This is a genomic window from Mycetocola sp. Y171, from assembly GCF_056713165.1.
Map to the genome: position 1 here is coordinate 971,129 of NZ_JBWYGX010000001.1, position 18,911 is coordinate 990,039.

An 18,911-nucleotide genomic window follows, 5' to 3' on the forward strand; every position below is an offset into this window, starting at 1 on the left:
AGAGAGTCGGTGGGGCCGGATCAGTCGTCGGTGGCAGGTGTCGCGCCGAACCGGGGAGTGTGCACCTCTCCGAGGGTGATGTGCACCGCCTGCTGGTCGGAGTAGAAGTCGAGCGAGCGGTATCCGCCCTCGTGGCCGAGCCCCGAGGCCTTCACCCCGCCGAACGGCGTGCGAAGGTCGCGCACATTGTGCGAGTTCAGCCAGACCATGCCCGAGTCGACGGCCTGGGCGAACGTGTGCGCGCGTTCGAGGTTCGAGGTCCAGATGTACGCCGCGAGGCCGTATTTGACGCCGTTCGCGAGTTCGAGGGCTTCGTCGTCCGTGTCGAACGGTGTGATCGCGACCACGGGACCGAAAATCTCTTCCTGGAAGATCCGGGCATCCGGTTTCACGTCGACGAAGACCGTCGGGGCAACATAGTTGCCGGTGGGAAGGCTCTCGGGGCGGCCTCCCCCTGCGACGAGCCGGCCTTCGCTCTTGCCAATCTCGACGTAGCTCATCACCTTTGCGAAGTGCTCAGGATGCACGAGCGCGCCGACCTCGGTTCTGGGATCGTGCGGGTCGCCCACCACGATGTTCTTCGCGCGGGCGGCGAACCGCTCGACGACCTCGTCGTAGATCGGGCGCTCGACGAGGATGCGGGATCCGGCAGTGCAACGTTCGCCGTTCAGCGAGAAGACACCGAACAGGGTGGAGTCGATGGCGGCGTCGAGGTCCGCGTCGGCGAAGATGACGGCGGGCGACTTGCCGCCGAGTTCCATCGACATGCCCTTCAGCGTCTGTGCGCAGTTCGCGAAGATGGTCTGCCCGGTCGAGCTTTCACCGGTGAACGAGATCAACTGCACATCGGGGTGCTTGACGAGCGCGTCGCCCGCCTCCTCGCCGAGGCCGTTGACAAGGTTGAAGACGCCGTCAGGCACACCCGCCTCACGGAAGATATCGGCCCAGAGGCTCGCCGAGAGCGGTGTGAACTCGGCCGGCTTGAGCACGACCGTGCAGCCGGATGCCAGCGCAGGGGCGAGCTTCCAGCTCTCCAGCATGAATGGAGTGTTCCACGGCGTGATGAGCCCGGCGACACCCTTCGGCTTGCGGTTGACGTAGTTCAACTGGCGTCCTGGCACCTTGTAGGTGTCGTCGGCCTGGGCCACGATCAGGTCGGCGAAGAACCGAAAGTTCTCGGCGGCCCGCTGGGCCTGGCCAAGCGCCTGCGTGATCGGGAGCCCTGAATCGAACGACTCCAGTTCGGCCAGCCGGGCGTCGCGCGATTCCACGATGTCGGCGATCCTGTTGAGGATGCGAGACCGGGCGCGAGGGAGCATCCGGGGCCACGGCCCCTCATCGAACGCCCTGCGGGCCGCGGCGACCGCGCGATCGATGTCAGCCTGCTGTCCGGCGGCAGCGTGCACGTAGGTCTCGTTCGAAACGGGAGCGAGCACGCCGAACGTCGCACCCGAGAGGCTGTCGACGAACGCTCCGTCGATGTAGTGCTGGATCTTCTCCGGCAGGTTTTCCGGAACGTGCTGGGTGTGCCTCATGGTCGCTGTCCCCCGATGCTGAAATCGCCGACGGGTGTGAGGTAGTCGGCGCCCTGTTCGAGATAGGCCCGGATCTTCGTCAGACCTGCATCTGTGGGCGTGATGAGCGGGGGCCGGACGAAGCCCGAGCGGATGAGCCCGCGCTGTTCGAGCACCCATTTGCCCGGCGCCGGGTTCGTCTCGACGAAGAGCAGGTCGACGAGGGGATGCAGCCCGTAGTGGATCTCCCTGGCCGCCTCGATGTCGCCGGACTCCCACAGTTCGAACATCCGCGCGTGGGCAGCGGGGGCGATGTTCGCGGTTGCGCTGAGGAAGCCGATTCCCCCGAGTGCGAGGAGTGGCAGGCAGAGCAGTTCGATTCCCGACCAGACGATGAGCTCCCTGCCGCAGAGCTGGAGGACGCGGGAGAAGTGCTCGAAGTCCTTCGTGGTCTCCTTGACGCCGACGAAGTTGTCGACGTCGCGGTAGAGCCTCGCGATGGTCTCCGGTGCGATGTCGACGGCGGTGCGAACCGGGACGTTGTATGCGAGGATCGGCAGGTCGGGGAACTCGGCCGCGATCGTCTTGTACCAGACGTACAGCGCCTCCTGGGTGGGCCTGGCGTAGTACGGAGTGATGATGAGCGAGGCGTCGATGCCCGCGTCGACCGCCTGGCCGGTGAGTTCGATGGTCTCGTCGAGCCTGGCACTCCCTGTCCCGGCCACGACGGGCACCCGGCCGGCACCCGCGTCGATCACTGTCGTGATGGCGGCGAGGCGTTCGGCAGTGCTCTGCGCGCCGGGCTCACCGGTGGATCCGCCGATCGACAGTCCGTGGGTGCCGTTGGCGAGTTGCCAGTTGACGAGGTTGGCGAGACTCTCATGGTCGACGGCGCCGTCGGTCGTGAACGGCGTCATGAGCGGAGCGATGGATCCGCGGATGGTGTGGGGATCTGTGCGGAAGGTCATCGTCGACTGCTTTCAGTGTGGTGTTCTGCCTGGTAGGTGAGGAGCGCATCGAGGGTGCCCGTGCGGTGGGCGCGCGCGGCGAGTTCGATCTCCAACGAAGGGGCGCCCGACTCGATCAGTTGCAGGAGTCGTTCGTGTTCCTCGACCGACTCACGGGCGCGACCGGGCACGAAACTGAAGGTCGAGTCGCGGAGCACCGTCAACCGCTTCCAGCCCCGGTGGACGAGGTCGAGGATGTGCGGGTTGGGGCAGTGCTCGAAGAGAACGGCATGGAATGCGAGGTTCAGTTCGGTGAACCGGTGAGGCTCGAAGTGGTCGAGGCAGGTCACCATCTCGGCGTTGATCTCCCGTGCCCTGAGCAGGTCAAGCGGTGTGACGAACGGGGCGGAGAGCGCAGTGGCTGCGCCTTCCACCAGGCTGAGCGTCTCCATCGTGTAGAAGTACTCACGCTCGTCGACCATGGCCACCTGCGCGCCGACGTTGCGTTCGAAGGTCACGAGTCCTTCGGCTTCGAGCCTCCGGATGGCCTCGCGGACGGGCACGACGCTGACGTCGAGCTGCTTGCCGAGCTGCCCGAGGACGAGCCGGAAGCCCGGCGTATAGCTGCCGTTCTCGATGCGTTCCTTGATGAAGGCGTACGCGCGCTCCGATTTGCTGCCTCCGTCGGCATGCGTCACGGAACCGTTCGTCTTCTGAACGTTCCCCGCGGTCATCGGCTCTCCTCCTCGAAGCGTTTCTTCCACGCGGCGTTCATCGGATACAGCCCGTTCACGCTCTCGCCTTCAGCCACCCGGTCGGCGATGAACCGTTCCTGGCGCTCCTGCTCGATCGCCGCGTCGACGACCTCGTGGACATAGCGGGGTGGGATCACGAGTACCCCGTCGCCGTCCCCCACGATGACGTCGCCTGGCTGCACAGCCGCACCTCCGCAGGCGATCGTGAGGTCGACGTCCCAGGGGACGTGCCTGCGGCCGAGAACCGCGGGGTGTCCTCCCTGCGAGTAGGCGGGTATCCCGAGCGCGGTGACCGCATCGAGGTCACGGATGCCGCCGTCTGTGACGATCCCTGCTGCACCGAGCACCTGGGCGCGCAGGGCGAGGATGTCGCCCACCGTGCCGGTGCCCGCCTCTCCTCGAGCCTCGATCACCAGCACGTCGCCAGGGCGGAGGGAGTCGAAGGCGCGTTTCTGGGCGTTGAAGCCTCCGCCGTGGCTCTCGAAGAGATCTTCCCGGGAGGGGATGAACCGAAGGGTTCGCGCCCGGCCGATCATCCGCACTCCCGGATGTGTGGGGTGCACTCCGTCGATCGTCACGTTGTTGAGGCCGCGTTTGCGCAGCTGCGCGCTCAGTGTCGCCGTCCCGACGGAGGCGATCCTGGCTCTGAGGCCGTCGGTGAGTTCGAAGGTCTCAGGCAGCCCCGCCTCAGCACGGCTTCCCCATGCCTCTGCGCGCTGCGTGTCGTCGACCTTCGGGCCGGCTCCGTGCGCACCGAGCGGTGTCTCACCCTCTACGACGGTGGTGACGAGGCGACCACTCGAGGGCGAGCCCTCAGCGTTCGGGGCGTCGACCTCCACCTCGACGACCTGGCCGGGAGTGACAACGCTCGACCCGGCCGGTGTGCCGGTGAGGATGACGTCGCCTTCCTCGAGCCTGACGAGTTGCGACAGGTCGGCGACGAGCTGGTCGAAGGGGAAGACCAGTTCCGCTGTCGTGTCGTCCTGCACGAGGGCGCCGTCGACCCAGGTGCGGACCCGCAGGCCGCGTGGATCGACCGTGCGCGCATCGATGAGGCGGGGGCCGAGCGGGGTGAACCCGTCGCCACCTTTCGACCGGAGGTTCGAGCCTTTGTCGGCCCAGCGCAGGTCGTAGACGCCGAAGTCGTTCGCGGCGGTCACGGCCGCGATGTGCGACCAGGCATCCTCGCGCGTCACATTCTTCGCCGCTGCACCCATGACGAGGGCGATCTCGCCCTCGAATGCGAGCAACTCGGTACCGAGGGGCCGTTCAATCACTCCGCCGCTCGACGCGACCGACGTGGAGGGCTTGAGGAAGTACGAGGGCTGCGAGGGGACGCGGCCCCGCTGCGCGATGCGACTGGGGTAGTTGAGATGAACGGCGATGATCTTGCCGGGGCGACGGATGCCGCTGCCCTCTCCATCGAGGCGCGTCGTCGGGGACTCGGAATCAGTCATGCTGCGAACGTATATCATTTGATACATTTCGCCAAGCACCGTCCTCGAATCCGATGTTCTCGTCCTGGCGGCGCACCCGAACCGAGCAGTCAGGCACGCAGGGAGTCGACGGGCACCGGTCGCGGTGCAAGCATGTTGCCGGCAAAGAAGCCGGCCAGCTCGGCGGTCGCCGCGAGCGGGAGCACATGCGCGACGTACTGGTCCGGCCGGACCACCACGACGCATCCGCTGGAACGGTTCAGCTCCCTCCGGTCGAAGATGTCGTCGACCGGATCTGCGGCATAGACCTTCTCGTAGTCGATCAGCGCGAACGGACCGACCCGGGGAAGGAAGATCGCAGGCACCGCCATGATGTCGACGTCCACGTGCGGTCGCTGGTACACCACCTTGACGTCGAAGACACTGTCGATGTCTGCCCCGGCGGGGGTGTACAGGACGATCGGCGAATCGGGCGAGGTCGCGAGCCAGTCTGCCCACTCGGCGAGCGCCGCATCGCCTCCGGATGCCTCCCCGGGGAACGCGTACAGCCGCCAGCGCCCGTCGGCGCGGTGGTGGTGGCCGAGGTGCTTCGGGTTGCCGTCGGCGACCCGGACGACGGGCGAGGACTTGAAGCGTTTGCCGATCGAGAATCCGGTCGCGAGGTCCTGGTGCTCGTCTCCTCCGATGAGCATGGACGGCGGGTATTGCGTCATGAAGCCGGCCGGGAACTCGGCCGTCCGCACGTAGAACTCTCCGAGCTCCTTCGGATCGTCGAACTCCTCCGGCTTCTTCGCCATGAGCGTCGACCACACCCTGTCGAATTCGATGAGGTCCCTGGCGATCACCTGCCGCTCGTCGGAGTACGTCTCGAGCAGCCGCTCTGGACTGAGGCCGGTGAGCACGTGGGCGAGTTTCCAGCCCAGGTTGAAACCGTCCTGCATCGACACGTTCATCCCCTGCCCGGCCTTCGCGCTGTGCGTGTGGCAGGCGTCCCCGGTGATGAACACCCGCGGCGACCTGTCGCTCTCGTGGGCGACATCGTCGAACTTGTCTGTGAGCCGGTGTCCGACCTCGTAGACGCTGTACCAGGCGACGTTCTTCACGTCGAGCGTGTACGGGTGCAGGATTTCGTTGGCCTTGACGATCGCCGACTCGACCGTGGTGGCCCGGATCGCACCCTTGTCTTCCAGGGTGACGGCGCCGAGGTCGACGTACATCCGGAAGAGGTGTCCGCCCTCGCGAGGGATGAGCAGGATGCTGCCTGCGCGCGACTGGATGGCGCACTTGGTGCGGATGTCGGGGAAGTCGGTGACCGCGAGGGTATCCATCACCGCCCACGCATGACGGGCCTGGTCGCCGACGAGCGAGCGGCCGATCGACTCACGAACGGCGCTCCTGGCGCCGTCGCAGCCGACAACGTACTTCGCCCGCACCCGACGCTCATGCCCGATCCGCTCCCCCGCCGTCTCTCGCAGCGTGACGTCGACCGGGTGATCACCGGCATCCGAGATCTCGAGCCCCACGAACTCGAGTCCGTAGTCCGGTGTCATTCGCGACGGGCTGTTCCGCATGACCTCGGCGAAGTAGTCGAGGACCCTGGCCTGGTTGACGATGAGGTGCGGGAACTCACTGATCCCGGTGACGTCGTCGACGGCCCGGTCGGTGCGGACGATCCTCGTCGGATCATCCGCGTCCGGTCCCCAGAAGCACATCTCGGTGATCCGATAGGCCTCGGTGGTGATGCGCTCAGCGAACCCGAATGCCTGGAACGTTTCCACGCTTCGCGCCTGGATGCCATCGGCCTGGCCGATCGCGAGACGGCCGGCTCTCCGTTCGACGAGCCGGACCGTGAGGCTCGGGAACTGGGAGAGCTGGGCGGCGAGGATCATGCCGGCGGGCCCGGCGCCGACGATGAGGACGTCGACCTCGTCGGGCAGTTCGTCCGGGCGGTTCAGCCCCGTGCCTGCGGCAGGGCTCACCCGCGGGTCACCGGAGACGTAGCCGTGGTGGTGGAACTGCATGGGGTCCTCACGAGTCTTCATTGACTGATGCGATGCAGGACAGTCGTTCTATTATCGAACGAAGCGTTCTACTATTGATCAGATCGTATCCCGAGCCGTTTCCCGACGCAATGGAGTGCCCATGCCCCTGACCGACGCCACAGCGAATGCAGCGTCACAGACGCTGAGCCGGGGCATCCGCGTGCTGGAAGTACTCGCGGGCGCGGGGCATCCGCTGACCATCGAGGAGATCACCGCCGAGCTCGGCGCCCACCGGTCGGTCGCCTACCGGCTCATCCGGACGCTGGAACTGCACGGGCTGGTCGGTCGGGATGCCGCCGGGCGGGTCCAGCTGGGTGCCGGGCTCGCCGCGCTGGCCGCCGGTGTCGCTCGCGATCTGCAGGCCGAGGCCCTGCCAGAGTTGACCGCAGCAGCGAACGACCTGGGCATGACCTGCTTCCTCGTCGTCCTCGACCGCGACGAGTGCGTGACCCTCGCCAGCGTGGAGCCGCGCCACGCTGTCGCGGCCGTCGCGCAACGGCCGGGGACGCGGCATCCGGTCACGGCGGGAGCGCCGGGCAAGGCGATCCTGTCGCAGCTTCCCCCGGATGCCTGGCCGAAGAACACAAGTGCTGCTCTCGCTGAGCAGGTGCGTACTGCCTCCGTGCGCGGGTGGGCCGAGAGCCAGAACGAAGTGATTCCGAGCCTGCACGCGGTCGCCGTGCCGCTCGTCGTGCGCGGCCGGCCACCCGCGGCCATCGCGGCGGTCCATCTGCCTGGCGGAGGGGAGGCGCCCACGGTCGCCGAGCGCCTCAGCCGGTCGGCCGCGGTCATCCGGGATGCCCTCGGCGGCTGACCGCGCTCTCAGGTGCCGACGAGATGGCAGTTGCGCACCCAATCCCGCTCGAACGAGCCTCTGTGGGTGCGCGACTGCGATCTCGCCGCGGTGCGGGTCCACCAAAGGGTGGACTATCCGGGCATCGCCCACGCGGATAGGGTCAGAACGCGGGAACTCTCCGAGGGAGTCGGGTTCCGAAGTCGCGAAATTCCCCAGCTGTGCCCCCAGCTGAAAGACCCCCTCTGAACCGACGTAGGGACGGTTCACAGGGGGTCTTCTCCTGCATACCCTCGCGGGAACGCACCGGTGCATCCTGCTCGGGCTTCCGGCCAATGCCCCTTGGCCAGAGACTCCGAGCCTAATTCGGCCCGGGTTCGCAGCCCATGGGTATCTCTACCCATCCCAAAGTGGTATTGCGGTGCGCCCGCCGCGTCGAACCCGCGCCATGCGGGTGCGGCCCGGGAGGATAGGCTCGGAATTCGACCGGTTAAGTGACCGATCACATCCAGACCCGAAGGAGTCCCACCATGGGTGACCGCATCGACACCGCCGTCGGTCAGGACGGCGCAGCAACGAACGCCGCCGAAGGCCACGCCAGCATCAGGGACGCGATCCTGGGCCGACGGACGTCACTGGGAATCGAACTGGGTTCGACCCGGATCAAGATCTGCCTCATCGGCGACGATCCGTCGACTGTGCTCGCCGTCGGCTCGTTCGAGTGGGAAAACGCCTTCGTCGACCGGGTCTGGACCTACTCGCTCGATGACGTCTGGTCGGGCATCCAGGCCGCCCACGCCGACCTCGTCGCCGACGTCGAGAAGAACTTCGGCGTACGCCCGGAGAGCTATGGCGCCATCGGCGTCTCGGCGATGATGCACGGCTACCTCGCGTTCGACAAAGCCGGCGACCTTCTCGTACCGTTCCGGACCTGGCGCAACACGACGACCGGTGTGGCAGCGACCGAGCTGACCGAGCTGTTCGGCGTCAACATCCCGCTCCGCTGGTCGATCGCTCACCTGCACCAGGCTGTTGTCGATAACGAACCCCACGTTCCGCAGATCGATTTCGTCACCACCCTCGCCGGGTACGTCCACTGGCGGCTCACCGGACGCAAAGTTCTCGGTGTCGGCGACGCATCCGGAATGTTCCCCATCGATTCGGCGACCAGGGACTACGACGCGAGACTCCTGGCGAAGTACGACGACCTGGTCTCCACACAGCGGCCGGAGCTGAAGCTCGCCTCGATCCTTCCCGAGGTTCTGGTAGCCGGACAGCCGGCCGGGGAACTCTCGCCGGAGGGAGCGCAACTCCTCGATCCCACCGGCGCGCTTCAACCGGGCGCCGTGCTCTGCCCGCCGGAGGGCGACGCTGGCACCGGGATGGTAGCGACGCGCTCGGTCGCCCCGCGCACCGGCAACGTGAGTGCAGGGACGAGCATCTTCGCGATGGTCGTTCTCGAGCGCCCGCTTCAGAGCGTGCACCACGAGCTCGACCTGGTCACCACACCCGCAGGCGACCCGGTCGCCATGGTGCACTGCAACAACGGGGCGAGCGAGCTCGCCGCCTGGGCGGGCCTGTTCGGCCGTTTCGCCACGGTCGCCGGCACCCCTGTCGACAACGACGGCGTCTTCGATGCACTCTTCCGTGAGGCACTCGATGGCGACGCGGATGCCGGCGGGCTGTTGGCATACAACCACCTGGCCGGTGAGCCCATCGCCGGGCTCAGCGAGGGCAGGCCGCTGGTCGTCCGCGCCCCTGACAGCCGATTCACCCTCGCCAACTTCATGCGGGCACAGCTCTACGGTGTGTTCGGTACGCTCAGCCTCGGCATGCGTGTACTGGCCGACGAGGGCGTCGAACTCGATCAGATGTTCGCGCACGGGGGCATGTTCCGCACCGCCGGGGTGGCCCAGCGGTTCCTCGCCGGTGCTCTGGATGCTCCGGTTTCGATCGCAGCGACGGCGTCCGAGGGCGGCGCGTGGGGCATCGCGGTTCTGGCGTCCTACGTCTCGGCCACGTCATCCGGTTCGAAGCTCGACCTCGACGGTTACCTCAGCGAGCGGGTGTTCGGCGATGCGCTGTTCGAGACGACCGACCCTGACCCCGACGACGTAGGCGGCTTCGCCTCCTACCTCGACCGGTATCGCGCCGGCCTCGCCATCGAGCGCACAGCCGTCGAGGCCCTGCCTCTGACCGGGCCCACCGACTGACACCCCGTCCGGCTCGGGCTCAGATCCCCAGCGCGGCCTGGATCTCGCGGGCGGCCCGCGCCGCCCTCTCCCGGACGACGTCAAGTCCCGACCCGCTGTAGCTGGTCGCGATGTACGGAATGGTGAGCGCGGCAACCGCCTCTCGACCATTCGAGCGGAGGATCGGCACGACGACATCAGTGATTCCCGGCTGTGCCTGGTCGGGGAGCACGAGTCCACCGTCTGTCCTGATGGCATCCAGCCGGTCGTCATCCACGGTGGAAGCCGGCCCGATGAATGCCGCGAGGACCATGCCGGTCGCCGTCTGTCTGAGGTCGAAGAGGGCACCGACGCGGACGCGGAATCCGAAATCTGCCGGGCTTTCGGCCTGGGCGACGATCCGCACGCGGTCGGCGTCGAGGATGCCGAGATTGCAGGACTGGCCGATCTCGGCGGCCAGCTCCTGCATGACGGGAACGGCGACGGTCAGCAGGGACCGCAACGGCTCCTGACGGTGCGCGAGATCGAAGAGGCGCATCGAGAGTTGATAGAGGCCTGACTGCTTGTCGCGGAAGATGTAGCCGCGTTTCTCGAGTCGCATCAGTGGCCTGAAGATCTGACCGGGGGAAAGGCCGACGGCTTTCGCGATGTCGAGCTGGCTCATCGTCCCCGGGCTGCCGGCAAGAAGCTCGAGGATGTCGAGCGCTTTGTCGATCGCCGGTGCCGAGTACTCGGGAGTGTCAGTCATCGGGCACGCGCTCCAGTCACGACGAGGCCTGGAGCGACGCCATGAGCCGGCGAGCGATCTGCCGGTCGATGTCGTCCGGCACCGGCTGGGCACCGGGACGCAACGTCGCTGCTCCAGTCGCTATGCGTTCGAGTGCCAGCGACTGGAGGAGGAAGCCGATGTCCATCGATTCGATCGAGTTGCCCTTCGGCTCGCGGCCGGCGAGGTTGTACATGCGACCGTTGGCGATGAGCACCACATGCTTGCCGGTTGGCAGATCGATCCGCTCCAGCGAGTCCACGATCTCGGTACTGGCCGTCTGGTGGGCACGGAGCACTGGAACGTCGATCTCCCACGGGAAGTGCCCGATGTTGCCGAGAATCACCCCGTCGTGCATCCGCTCGATCACGTCGTAGGTGAGAACGTCGGGTCGGCCCGTCGCGGTGAGAAAGACGTCACCCCACTCGGCGAAGTCGTGCGCGGCTCCCACCCGGAAACCGTCGAGAGTGGCCTCGAATGCCTTCAGCTCATCGGTGTCGACCACGGCCACCTTGGCACCCATTGCGCGCAGGTACTGCGCGACACCGCGGCCGCACCAGCCATAGCCGAAGACGACGAAACGGCGGCCGGGGATCATCAGGTTGGTGATCCGCATGAAGCTCTCGACCGCAGACTGGCCCACCGCGTGCTTGTTCTCTCCGATGGCCTTGAGCAGGCTGTCGTTGATGACGATCACCGGGCACGGCACCTGTCCGGCGAGCTCGGCGCGCAGCCGGTCGCCGCCGCTGGTCGTCTCCTCGGTTCCGCCGATGACGCTGCCGAATGTGCCGCGCTCCGCGAGGCCGGCAGCGAGGTCCGCGCCGTTGTCGAGCAGCATGTCCGGCTGCGCGTCGAGGACCCGGGTGATGTTCGAGTGGTGCTGATCGAGGGAATCCTCACGGGTTCCGTAGATGGTGATGTTCGGCAGGGAGTTCAGGTAGGCGACGACGTCGTTCTGCGTCGAACCGAAGTTGCCGGTCCCGACGATCTCGGCGCCGCCGGCGGCGAGGGTCTCGACGAGAGCCGCCGTCTTGGGCTCGACGTGGAGCGACATCCCGATCCGGTGGCCCGCGAAGGGCTGAGATGCCTGGAAGTCCTCCCGCGTCGCGGCCAGCATCGTCATCCGGGATCGGATCCAGGCGACCCGCGCGCCACCCTGCTCGACAAGGGATTCAGTGTTCATGTCTGAACTTTACACATGCAAATCTGAAATTCATATACGCAGCACGCTCGGAGAAGCATCGCCCTGTTGGAACCCTCAGACCGCCGATCCGCCCAGAATGAATCCATGGGCGCGGCCGGCCGCAATCGCGTCCTCGCGGTTCGAAACGCCGAGCTTGCGATACAACGCCTTCAACTGCGACTTCACGGTATTCGGCGACACGAAAAGTTCGGCCGCGATTTCAGCGACGGAACCATCGCGGGACAGGGCCTGGAGCACAATCATTTCGCGGTCGGTGAGCGTAGCCGTACTGTCCGCCTCGGGGATGCGACCAACGGCGTCCCCGAGCACATCGAGCATCTGCGGCCGGTCGATGACGATGGCGCGCATGGAACGAACGTCCCGATCGGGCAGGAGCGACAAGGCAAGGCGCAACCCGCTCGCCTTCAGCAGCCCGACGAGGTTATCCATCGAACGCACCGCCTCAGCTCGCCGGTCCAGTCGCAGCAATGCAGCGGCCTCGATGGTTCCGGCCTCAGCCCGGAGCCGAGTGGTCAATCCGGACCGGGTCGTGTATGCCGGTTCAAGTCGGCGCAGCGCGGCACTGGGTTCTCCTCGGACGAGCGCGATGCGCGCATACATCACAGCGGCGGCCGGGTACCTGACGGCGAGCGGGGCAACGCGCTTCTCTGCTGCAGTGACCGAGCCGCTCGCGAGCTCGAGCATTGCGCGGGTCATGGCGATACGACGGGCAATGGGCGCGGCTGAGGCTGCACGGTTCGAGTGTCGCCGCACGTTCGCCTCGAGCACCGCCAGGCCATCGGCCGGCGTACCGCGAAGGATTGCGACCGTCGCTTCGGCGTCGACGAGAAGCGCCCAGTGCTCGATCGTGTCCCGATGCCTCTCGAGCAGACCGATGCGCTGGGACGCCTCGTCGACATCGCCCACCTCGAGGGCGATCAACGCCTCGGCGAGCTGGTAGAAACTCGCAAGGTAACTGGTGAGCCAACCGTCCGGCCAAACCCGGCTGCGAGCGTCAGCGCATATCCGCCGCGCATCGTCGATCTCACCGACCAGGGCAAGCGCGCCAGCCGTGTTGCTCAATCCGCTCAGACCCGAGACGGTGCTCAGCGAGTCGCCGATCGACACGGATGCCCGGAAGGCAGCGAGCGCTTCGTCACTAAAGCCAGCGTAGAAGAGCGAGATTCCCGCGTGTGAGTAGAGCGCGGGCACGAGGGTACCGAGCGCTTCACGGCCATCGACATCCAACGCATTCAGTGACACGACAGCATCCCGCGCCGCGCTGAGTGCCTGATCGAACTGACCGATCACCCGGAACGCGGCGCTCTCGATTCCACTGAGCAGTGCCCGATCGGTCGGGGATGCCTTACGGCGCTGCACGCGTGACGCCATGATGGAGAGCGCGAAAAGCTCGACCGCCTTCACACGGTGGATGCTGGCTGCGTTGTAACTGAGTGCAAGCATCATCGTGATGATCGGGTACCGACGCAGGGCGGAAAGTGGAACCCCCGCGAAGAGTGGCCGCATCTTCCCGCCATGGGCCAGAAGCAGAGACGCCCACGACCCGCGAATCACGTCACTGGCGAGCGCGAAATCGCCGATCTCGACGGCGATCGCGACGGCACTCAGCGGTCGGTGATTGCGCGCCGACCACAGGGCGATTTCTCGTTGCAGCCCCGGGCGATCCTGGGGAGTCGTACGGTCGAGAGTTCGCCGCAACAGTTCGCGGACGATCGTCGTGTACGTGAACGCCCGAGTCGGCCCGGCGCCGCTCCACATGCCGAGTCCATCCAGTTCGGCCTGGTGGAACAAGTCTGCGACAGCCGCTTCGCCGGTCAGCTCGACGGCAAGGTCCTCCGTCAGCGTTTCGGCGAGCGACGTGCGAGCGAGGAAACGAGCGTATCTGGGGTTCATTGTGTCCGCGTCCTGACGAGCCGAGAGGTAACGCTCGATCGCGTCAACCGCACGGTCCACACCGAAGCCGGAGGGCCCCACGGTGAGGGCATCCGCGTGAAGGCTCAGGGCTCGCACAGCGAGAGCTGATCCGCCGGCCGCACGAACGAACGGTGCGGGGTCGGCATCGACACCGGCGACGCGGAGTGCCGCCGCCACTTCGCCATCCGTCATTCGAAGGTCGGATGCCCCGATCACCGCGGTATCGAGCATCATGACCGCCGAAGACAGAGGTGTCGTCCGTCTGGTGGCTATCCTGGCTCGCACGCGGGGTGACGCCTGCAGCAGCTCGAGCACACGATGGAGCACGTCATCGGCGAGCCTGTCGCCGTTGTCGATGACGACGACGACATCCCTCTCGAGCTGAGCGAGTCCGCGGCGCACGATCGCCCAGGGGTCCTGGTCGCTCTCGAACGCCAACTCTGCCGTCTCGAGGACGGTGCCCGGGCGTACGAACCCTGCGTCGTTCAGGGTTCTCACGAGGAGGGAAGCGAAGGCCACGTCGTCGGCTTCCCCGGTCTCGATGGTAAGCCAGACGCCGGTCATCCGAGTCTTCTGCGACCACTGGGCCAGGAGCGCCGTCTTGCCGTAACCGGCGGGCCCCTGGACGACGACGAGCGCTTCGTCGCCGTCGAGGAGATCCAGCAGGCGGTGGCGCTCCAGCAACGCCGACGGCGTGCGGGGCGCGCCGAAGATGCGGTCTGGTGACCGGGGCATGTCGTCCATTGCAACCAAGACTAGTGATGCCCTCAGGCTCGGGCGCCTGTGGGCCCCATCGGTCCGGAGCGGGGTGCCTTGCACCCCGCTCCGGGATGACATGGAGTGGCTAGGCGCGCTCGGTCCGCCCGGCGATCCTTCTCACTCCGAACCCGACGGCGAGCAACGCGAGAGCTGTGAGCAGCAGGAACGTCGTCACACCGGCGAACCCTGTCTCGGCCAGAGGACCGGGCACCTCGACCACGACCGCGTCGGAGTCGGAAACCGGGTCACCGGTCGGGGGCGTTCCGGTCGCCGCAGCACTGTTCGTCACACTGCCTGCGTCGATGTCAGCACTGGTGAGTGCATAACTCGCGGTCGCAGTGACGCCTTCACCTGGGAGCAACACGCCGGGAGCCGCCGGCCACGAGGCGAAACTCAGTGCGCTGAGCCCTGCCATCGAGTCGAGGATCGTGACACCGGTGAGCGTCGTGTTACCGGTGTTCGACACGACGAAAGTGAATTCCACGTCGTCGCCGACTGCGGCTCCACCGCCGAGGGTTCCGGTCTTCACCAGGCTGAGCGCCGGCGAGGCCGGAACGAGGACCGTGGCGATGTCGCTGTCGCTCACCTCTGCGCCGCTTGGAGGAGTACCTCGTGTCGACGCCGTGTTGTCCACGAATCCGCGGTCGACGTCTGCCTGGGACAGCGCGTAGGTCGCGCTCGCTGTCACCGATTCACCGGGAGCGAGCACACCGGGCACACTCGGCCACGCGTCGAACTCGAGTTCGGTGAGCCCGGGGAGCGGGTCGGTCACGTCGACGCCTGAGAGCGTCACGTTTCCGATGTTCGAGACCTCGAATGAGTACTCGACGTTGTCTCCTGCTGCCCCTGCGGCGTTCTCGGCGAGGTCACCCGTCTTGACGATCTGGATCGCCGGACCCTCCGGAATATCGAGCGTGGAGGAATCCGGGTCATCCACCGTCTCTCCACCCGGTGTCGCGCCGGTGGCGATCGCCGCATTCGCGATCTCGCCCGCATCGACATCGGCCTGGGTCAGCGAATAGGTCGCGGTGGCGAGAGCACGCTCCCCCGGAGCAAGCACTCCGGCTGTTCCCGGCCACGTGTAGGTCAGAGCGCTGAGCCCGGGCATCGGGTCGGCGATCGTGACACCGGTGAGAGTGACGTTCCCGGTGTTGACGACCTGAAAATCGTAGCTGACGCCGTCGCCGGCTGCCGCGCTGAATCCGGTGTCGAATGCACCGAGCTTGATCAGATCGATTCCGGGCGCAGACGGGACCTCCACGCGGACGTCGTCCTCATCGGTCACCGGCTCGCCGGTCGGCGGGGTGCCGGACACCGAGGCGGTGTTGTCGACGAAGCCAGCGTCGACGTTCGCCTGGCTGAGGGCGTATGTCGCGGTTGCGATGACCTGCTCCCCCGGTGCGAGGGTGCTGGCAGCGCCGGGCCAGGCGCCGTAGGTCAGCGCGCTGAGTCCGGGGAGGGCGTCGGTGACGTCGACTCCGGTGAGCGTGACCGTTCCCGAGTTGATGGCCGTGAAGGTGTAGTTAACGATGTCGCCGGCAATGCCCGTCGCGGTGTCGGCGAGCGACCCGGTTTTCTCCAGGGTGATGTCAGGCGACGAGATCGTGATGATGCGCTCGTCGTCGTCATCACTCACGGGTGCGCCGGTCGGCGGGGTGCCGGTGACGGTCGCAGAGTTGTCGACGAATCCAGTGTTGATGTTGGCCTGGGTCAGCGTGTACGTTGCCGTTGCGGTGACGACCTCGCCGGGAAGCAGGGTTCCTGCCGCCGCCGGCCAGTCATAGCTCAGCGCGCCGAGCCCGGCGAGTTCATCGGTGACGCCGACGCCGGTGAGGGTGACGTTTCCGGTGTTGGTCGCCGTGAACTCGTAGGTGACGGTGTCGCCGAGCACGCCGGTACCCGAGGTGACGCTGCCGGTCTTCACGAGGTCGATGCGCGGCGTCTGCGGCACGACGACGGTGGTGCCGTCCTCGTCCGATACCGGTGTGCCCGTGGAAGGAGTGCCCGCGGCGGTTGCGGTGTTCTCCACCATTCCTGCGTCGACATCCGCCTGCGTGAGGGCGTAGGTCGCTGTTGCTGTGACCGACTGGCCCGGAGCAAGCGTGCCGGCAGCGGCAGGCCATGAACCGTACGTGATCTCACTGAGCCCCTGAAGAGCATCCGTCAGTGTCACGTCCGACAGGGTGAGCGATCCGGTGTTGGTGAGCACGAAGCTGTAGTCGATGAGGTCGCCAACCGCTCCCGTGCTGCCGTTCGGCAGTGCGCCCGTCTTGACCAGGGAGATCCCCGGCTGTCCTGCGGTCGGCACCGTGGCGTCATCGGTGTCGGTGATCGGTGAACCGGCGGGCGTGATGCCCGTCGTGGTCGCCATGTTGTCGACCCGCCCGGCATCAACATCGGCTTGCGTGAGTGTGTACGTCGCCGTGGCCGAGACCGTCTGGCCGGGGAGGAGCACACCGGTCGCTGCCGGCCACGTGCCGAAGGTCAGCGCGCTGAGGCCGTCGAGCGGGTCGGTGATACCGACGCCGGTGAGCGTCGTGTTACCGGTGTTCGTCACGTCGAAGGTGTAATCGACGGTGTCGCCGGCGAGTCCGGTCGCCCCGTTGGCGAGAGCGGCCGACTTGATCAGTTCGATCGATGACGCGGATGCCACGGGCACCGTTTCGCTGTCGGCATCGGTCGGTGTCTGACCAGCAGGGTCGGTACCTGTCGCGGTGACGGTGTTGTCGACCTTGCCCGAGTTCACGTCGGCCTGGGTCAGCACGTAGCTGGCCGTCGCGGTGACGGACTGGCCGACCGCGAGCGTTCCTGCGGCGGCGGGCCAGGTGTAGGTCAGCGCGCTGAGGCCGGGAAGACGGTCATCGAGGCTGACGTTTGTGAGAGGAACCGAACCGGTGTTCGTGGCCACAAAGGTGTAGTCGACGGTCTCGCCGACGGCGCTGGCACCGGCGAGGGCACCGGTCTTCACGACGTCGATGCTGGAGACCTCGACCCGTGAGGTGTCGGTGTCGCTGATGTCGCCGTCGTAGCCGGGGACGGCTGCGGTGACGGTTGCGGTATTCGTGTATGCGGCGACGGTGGCCGTGGTCTCGCAGGTGTACTCGTAGAAGTCACCGGATGCGATGGGGCCGGGGATCGTGACGGCACAGTCGGGTGCGAGCGGGTCGCTGACGTCGAGGTCACTCAGCGGAACCTGGCCGACGTTGGTCACGCGGATGGTGAACGCTGCCGGGGTTCCGGCGACGCGGGTCTGGATGTCATCGGTGCCGTTGGCGCTCTTGTCGATCACGACACGAGCGACCGGTACCGACAGGATGGCGTTCTGGATCAGGAAGGAGTCTCCCGCGGTCTCGAGCTGCAGCGTCAGCGACTCTGCGCCGGTACCGCCGAGGTTGACCGAGTCCTGTGTGAACACGTCGACGTTCGCGTTGGTGAACGCGGCTGAGCCGTTTCCGGCGTACCGTGCGGAGCCGTTCGCGTGGGACACGCCGATGTTGTTGGCGGCCTGGGTGACGGTGTTCTTCAATGCGGTGGCCTGGCCGGTCAGCGAGGTGGTGTACTTCGCGGTGTCGCCCGAGATGTTGAGGTCGCCCTCGTACATGGTCATACCGATCGATGCGGTGTCGGCGAGCGCGGTGAAGCCGTCGAAGCGCATCGTGTCCGCAGCGGCATCTGAAGCGAACTTGCGTACGTGTCCGTCGTACAGGGTGACCTCACGGGCGCCGGTGAGTGCGTTGTCGGGGTCAAAGGTTCCGAAGTCGTAGACGACGGCGAGCGACCAACCGGCGTAGCAGTTGGGACCCTGGGCTGCCCAGAGGTCACCGACGGAGATTGTCTGTGCTGACCCGGTTTCGATGCCCGCGAATGCTGCAGTGACGTCGGCGCCGGTGCTGTAGTACCCGACGTCGGTCGCCGAGAGTTGGGCGAGAGGCTCGGTGTACACGGTGCCGGGAGCGACCCGGGTGACCTGTCCGGTTGCGCCGACCTGCAGCATCGGCTGCTGGGTGAGGTATCCACCGCGTGTGTTGTCTGGGAGGGTTGCCTGCCTGGCGTTGGATCCGCAGCGGTTCTCGTTGGCCCCGTCGGTGCGGCGGACGCCCGTACTTCCGCTCCAGTACAGCTGGGCCTTGACGACCTTGGCGCCGCTCGGGACCGTCACGGTCGCTCGGCTCGAGTTCGCGGCGCCAGCGGTGGCCAGAGCCGGTGCGTCGTTGACGTTACTCATGAGGAACGAGTCGTTGACGATCTGAGGGTTCGAGGACGAAACGCCGTTGTGCAGTTGATCGCAGGTGCCGCTGTTGCTGGCGACTGACGTCTCACACTCGAGCACGCCGTTGCCGACGAGGACGAAATCGCCGTTGACGACCTCGTTGTAGCGGATCTCCATGTCCTTGACAGTGAGCGCGTGCGCCGGAAACGGACTGAGCGTGAATCCTGCGGTCGCCAGAAGGGATGCGACGATGATCGCGATGATTCGGGAGAGTGAATGTCGGCCAGGAGCGGATGGCGCGCGAACGCCTTCGGCGGAATGCATGCGGAATAACCTCGAGAGTGGTGCGGGTGTTGGGGGCAGGCACCGCGAGATGTTG

General features: G+C 66.6%; 11 protein-coding genes. 2 read left to right on the top strand and 9 right to left on the bottom strand.

The genetic code is table 11. The annotated features are described in order from the left end of the window. Positions 1–20: 20 nt before the first annotated feature. The 5 genes from hpaE to AC1M2K_RS04605 all read right to left on the bottom strand — a co-directional run bounded on the left by hpaE (position 21) and on the right by AC1M2K_RS04605 (position 6,673). Complete coding sequence (hpaE, locus tag AC1M2K_RS04585; RefSeq protein ID WP_480240013.1) at positions 21–1,535, bottom strand: 5-carboxymethyl-2-hydroxymuconate semialdehyde dehydrogenase; 1,515 nt, start codon at positions 1,533–1,535, stop codon at positions 21–23. Next, a complete protein-coding gene (gene dapA / locus AC1M2K_RS04590; RefSeq protein ID WP_480240014.1) occupies positions 1,532–2,482 on the bottom strand; it encodes a 4-hydroxy-tetrahydrodipicolinate synthase in 951 nt (316 codons plus the stop codon). Before dapA ends, hpaE begins: the two co-directional genes overlap by 4 nt. Further along, positions 2,479–3,195 carry a GntR family transcriptional regulator gene (locus tag AC1M2K_RS04595; protein ID WP_480240015.1) on the bottom strand — a complete coding sequence of 239 codons (717 nt, stop codon included), beginning with the start codon at positions 3,193–3,195 and terminating at the stop codon, positions 2,479–2,481. Before AC1M2K_RS04595 ends, dapA begins: the two co-directional genes overlap by 4 nt. Then, a complete protein-coding gene (locus tag AC1M2K_RS04600; RefSeq protein WP_480240016.1) occupies positions 3,192–4,673 on the bottom strand; it encodes a fumarylacetoacetate hydrolase family protein in 1,482 nt (493 codons plus the stop codon). The genes AC1M2K_RS04595 and AC1M2K_RS04600 overlap by 4 nt, the downstream gene beginning before the upstream one ends. Positions 4,674–4,762: 89 nt before the next feature. Continuing rightward, positions 4,763–6,673 (bottom strand): FAD-binding monooxygenase, encoded by a 1,911-nt coding sequence (locus AC1M2K_RS04605; protein WP_480240805.1) that lies wholly within the window; start codon positions 6,671–6,673, stop codon positions 4,763–4,765. Between the two features lie 121 nt (positions 6,674–6,794). Here AC1M2K_RS04605 and AC1M2K_RS04610 point away from each other — a divergent pair, with 121 nt between their 5' ends. Further along, positions 6,795–7,508 carry an IclR family transcriptional regulator gene (locus tag AC1M2K_RS04610; protein ID WP_480240017.1) on the top strand — a complete coding sequence of 238 codons (714 nt, stop codon included), beginning with the start codon at positions 6,795–6,797 and terminating at the stop codon, positions 7,506–7,508. A gap of 509 nt (positions 7,509–8,017) precedes the next feature. Then, a complete protein-coding gene (locus tag AC1M2K_RS04615) occupies positions 8,018–9,700 on the top strand; it encodes a xylulokinase (RefSeq protein ID WP_480240018.1) in 1,683 nt (560 codons plus the stop codon). Positions 9,701–9,719: 19 nt separating this feature from the next. On the opposite strand, the gene AC1M2K_RS04620 is transcribed toward AC1M2K_RS04615, so the two are convergent. The 4 genes from AC1M2K_RS04620 to AC1M2K_RS04635 all read right to left on the bottom strand — a co-directional run bounded on the left by AC1M2K_RS04620 (position 9,720) and on the right by AC1M2K_RS04635 (position 18,856). After that, positions 9,720–10,427, bottom strand: a complete 708-nt coding sequence (locus tag AC1M2K_RS04620) for an IclR family transcriptional regulator (protein ID WP_480240019.1) — start codon at positions 10,425–10,427, stop codon at positions 9,720–9,722. Positions 10,428–10,443: 16 nt separating this feature from the next. Continuing rightward, the gene (locus AC1M2K_RS04625) at positions 10,444–11,628 is read right to left on the bottom strand and encodes an adenosylhomocysteinase (protein ID WP_480240020.1); all 1,185 of its coding nucleotides are present in this window, start codon (positions 11,626–11,628) and stop codon (positions 10,444–10,446) included. 75 nt (positions 11,629–11,703) lie between these two features. Further along, on the bottom strand, positions 11,704–14,307 hold the full coding sequence (locus tag AC1M2K_RS04630; RefSeq protein ID WP_480240021.1) for a LuxR C-terminal-related transcriptional regulator: 2,604 nt from the start codon (positions 14,305–14,307) through the stop codon (positions 11,704–11,706). A gap of 100 nt (positions 14,308–14,407) precedes the next feature. Continuing rightward, positions 14,408–18,856 carry a beta strand repeat-containing protein gene (locus tag AC1M2K_RS04635; RefSeq protein WP_480240022.1) on the bottom strand — a complete coding sequence of 1,483 codons (4,449 nt, stop codon included), beginning with the start codon at positions 18,854–18,856 and terminating at the stop codon, positions 14,408–14,410. Positions 18,857–18,911 lie beyond the last annotated feature (55 nt).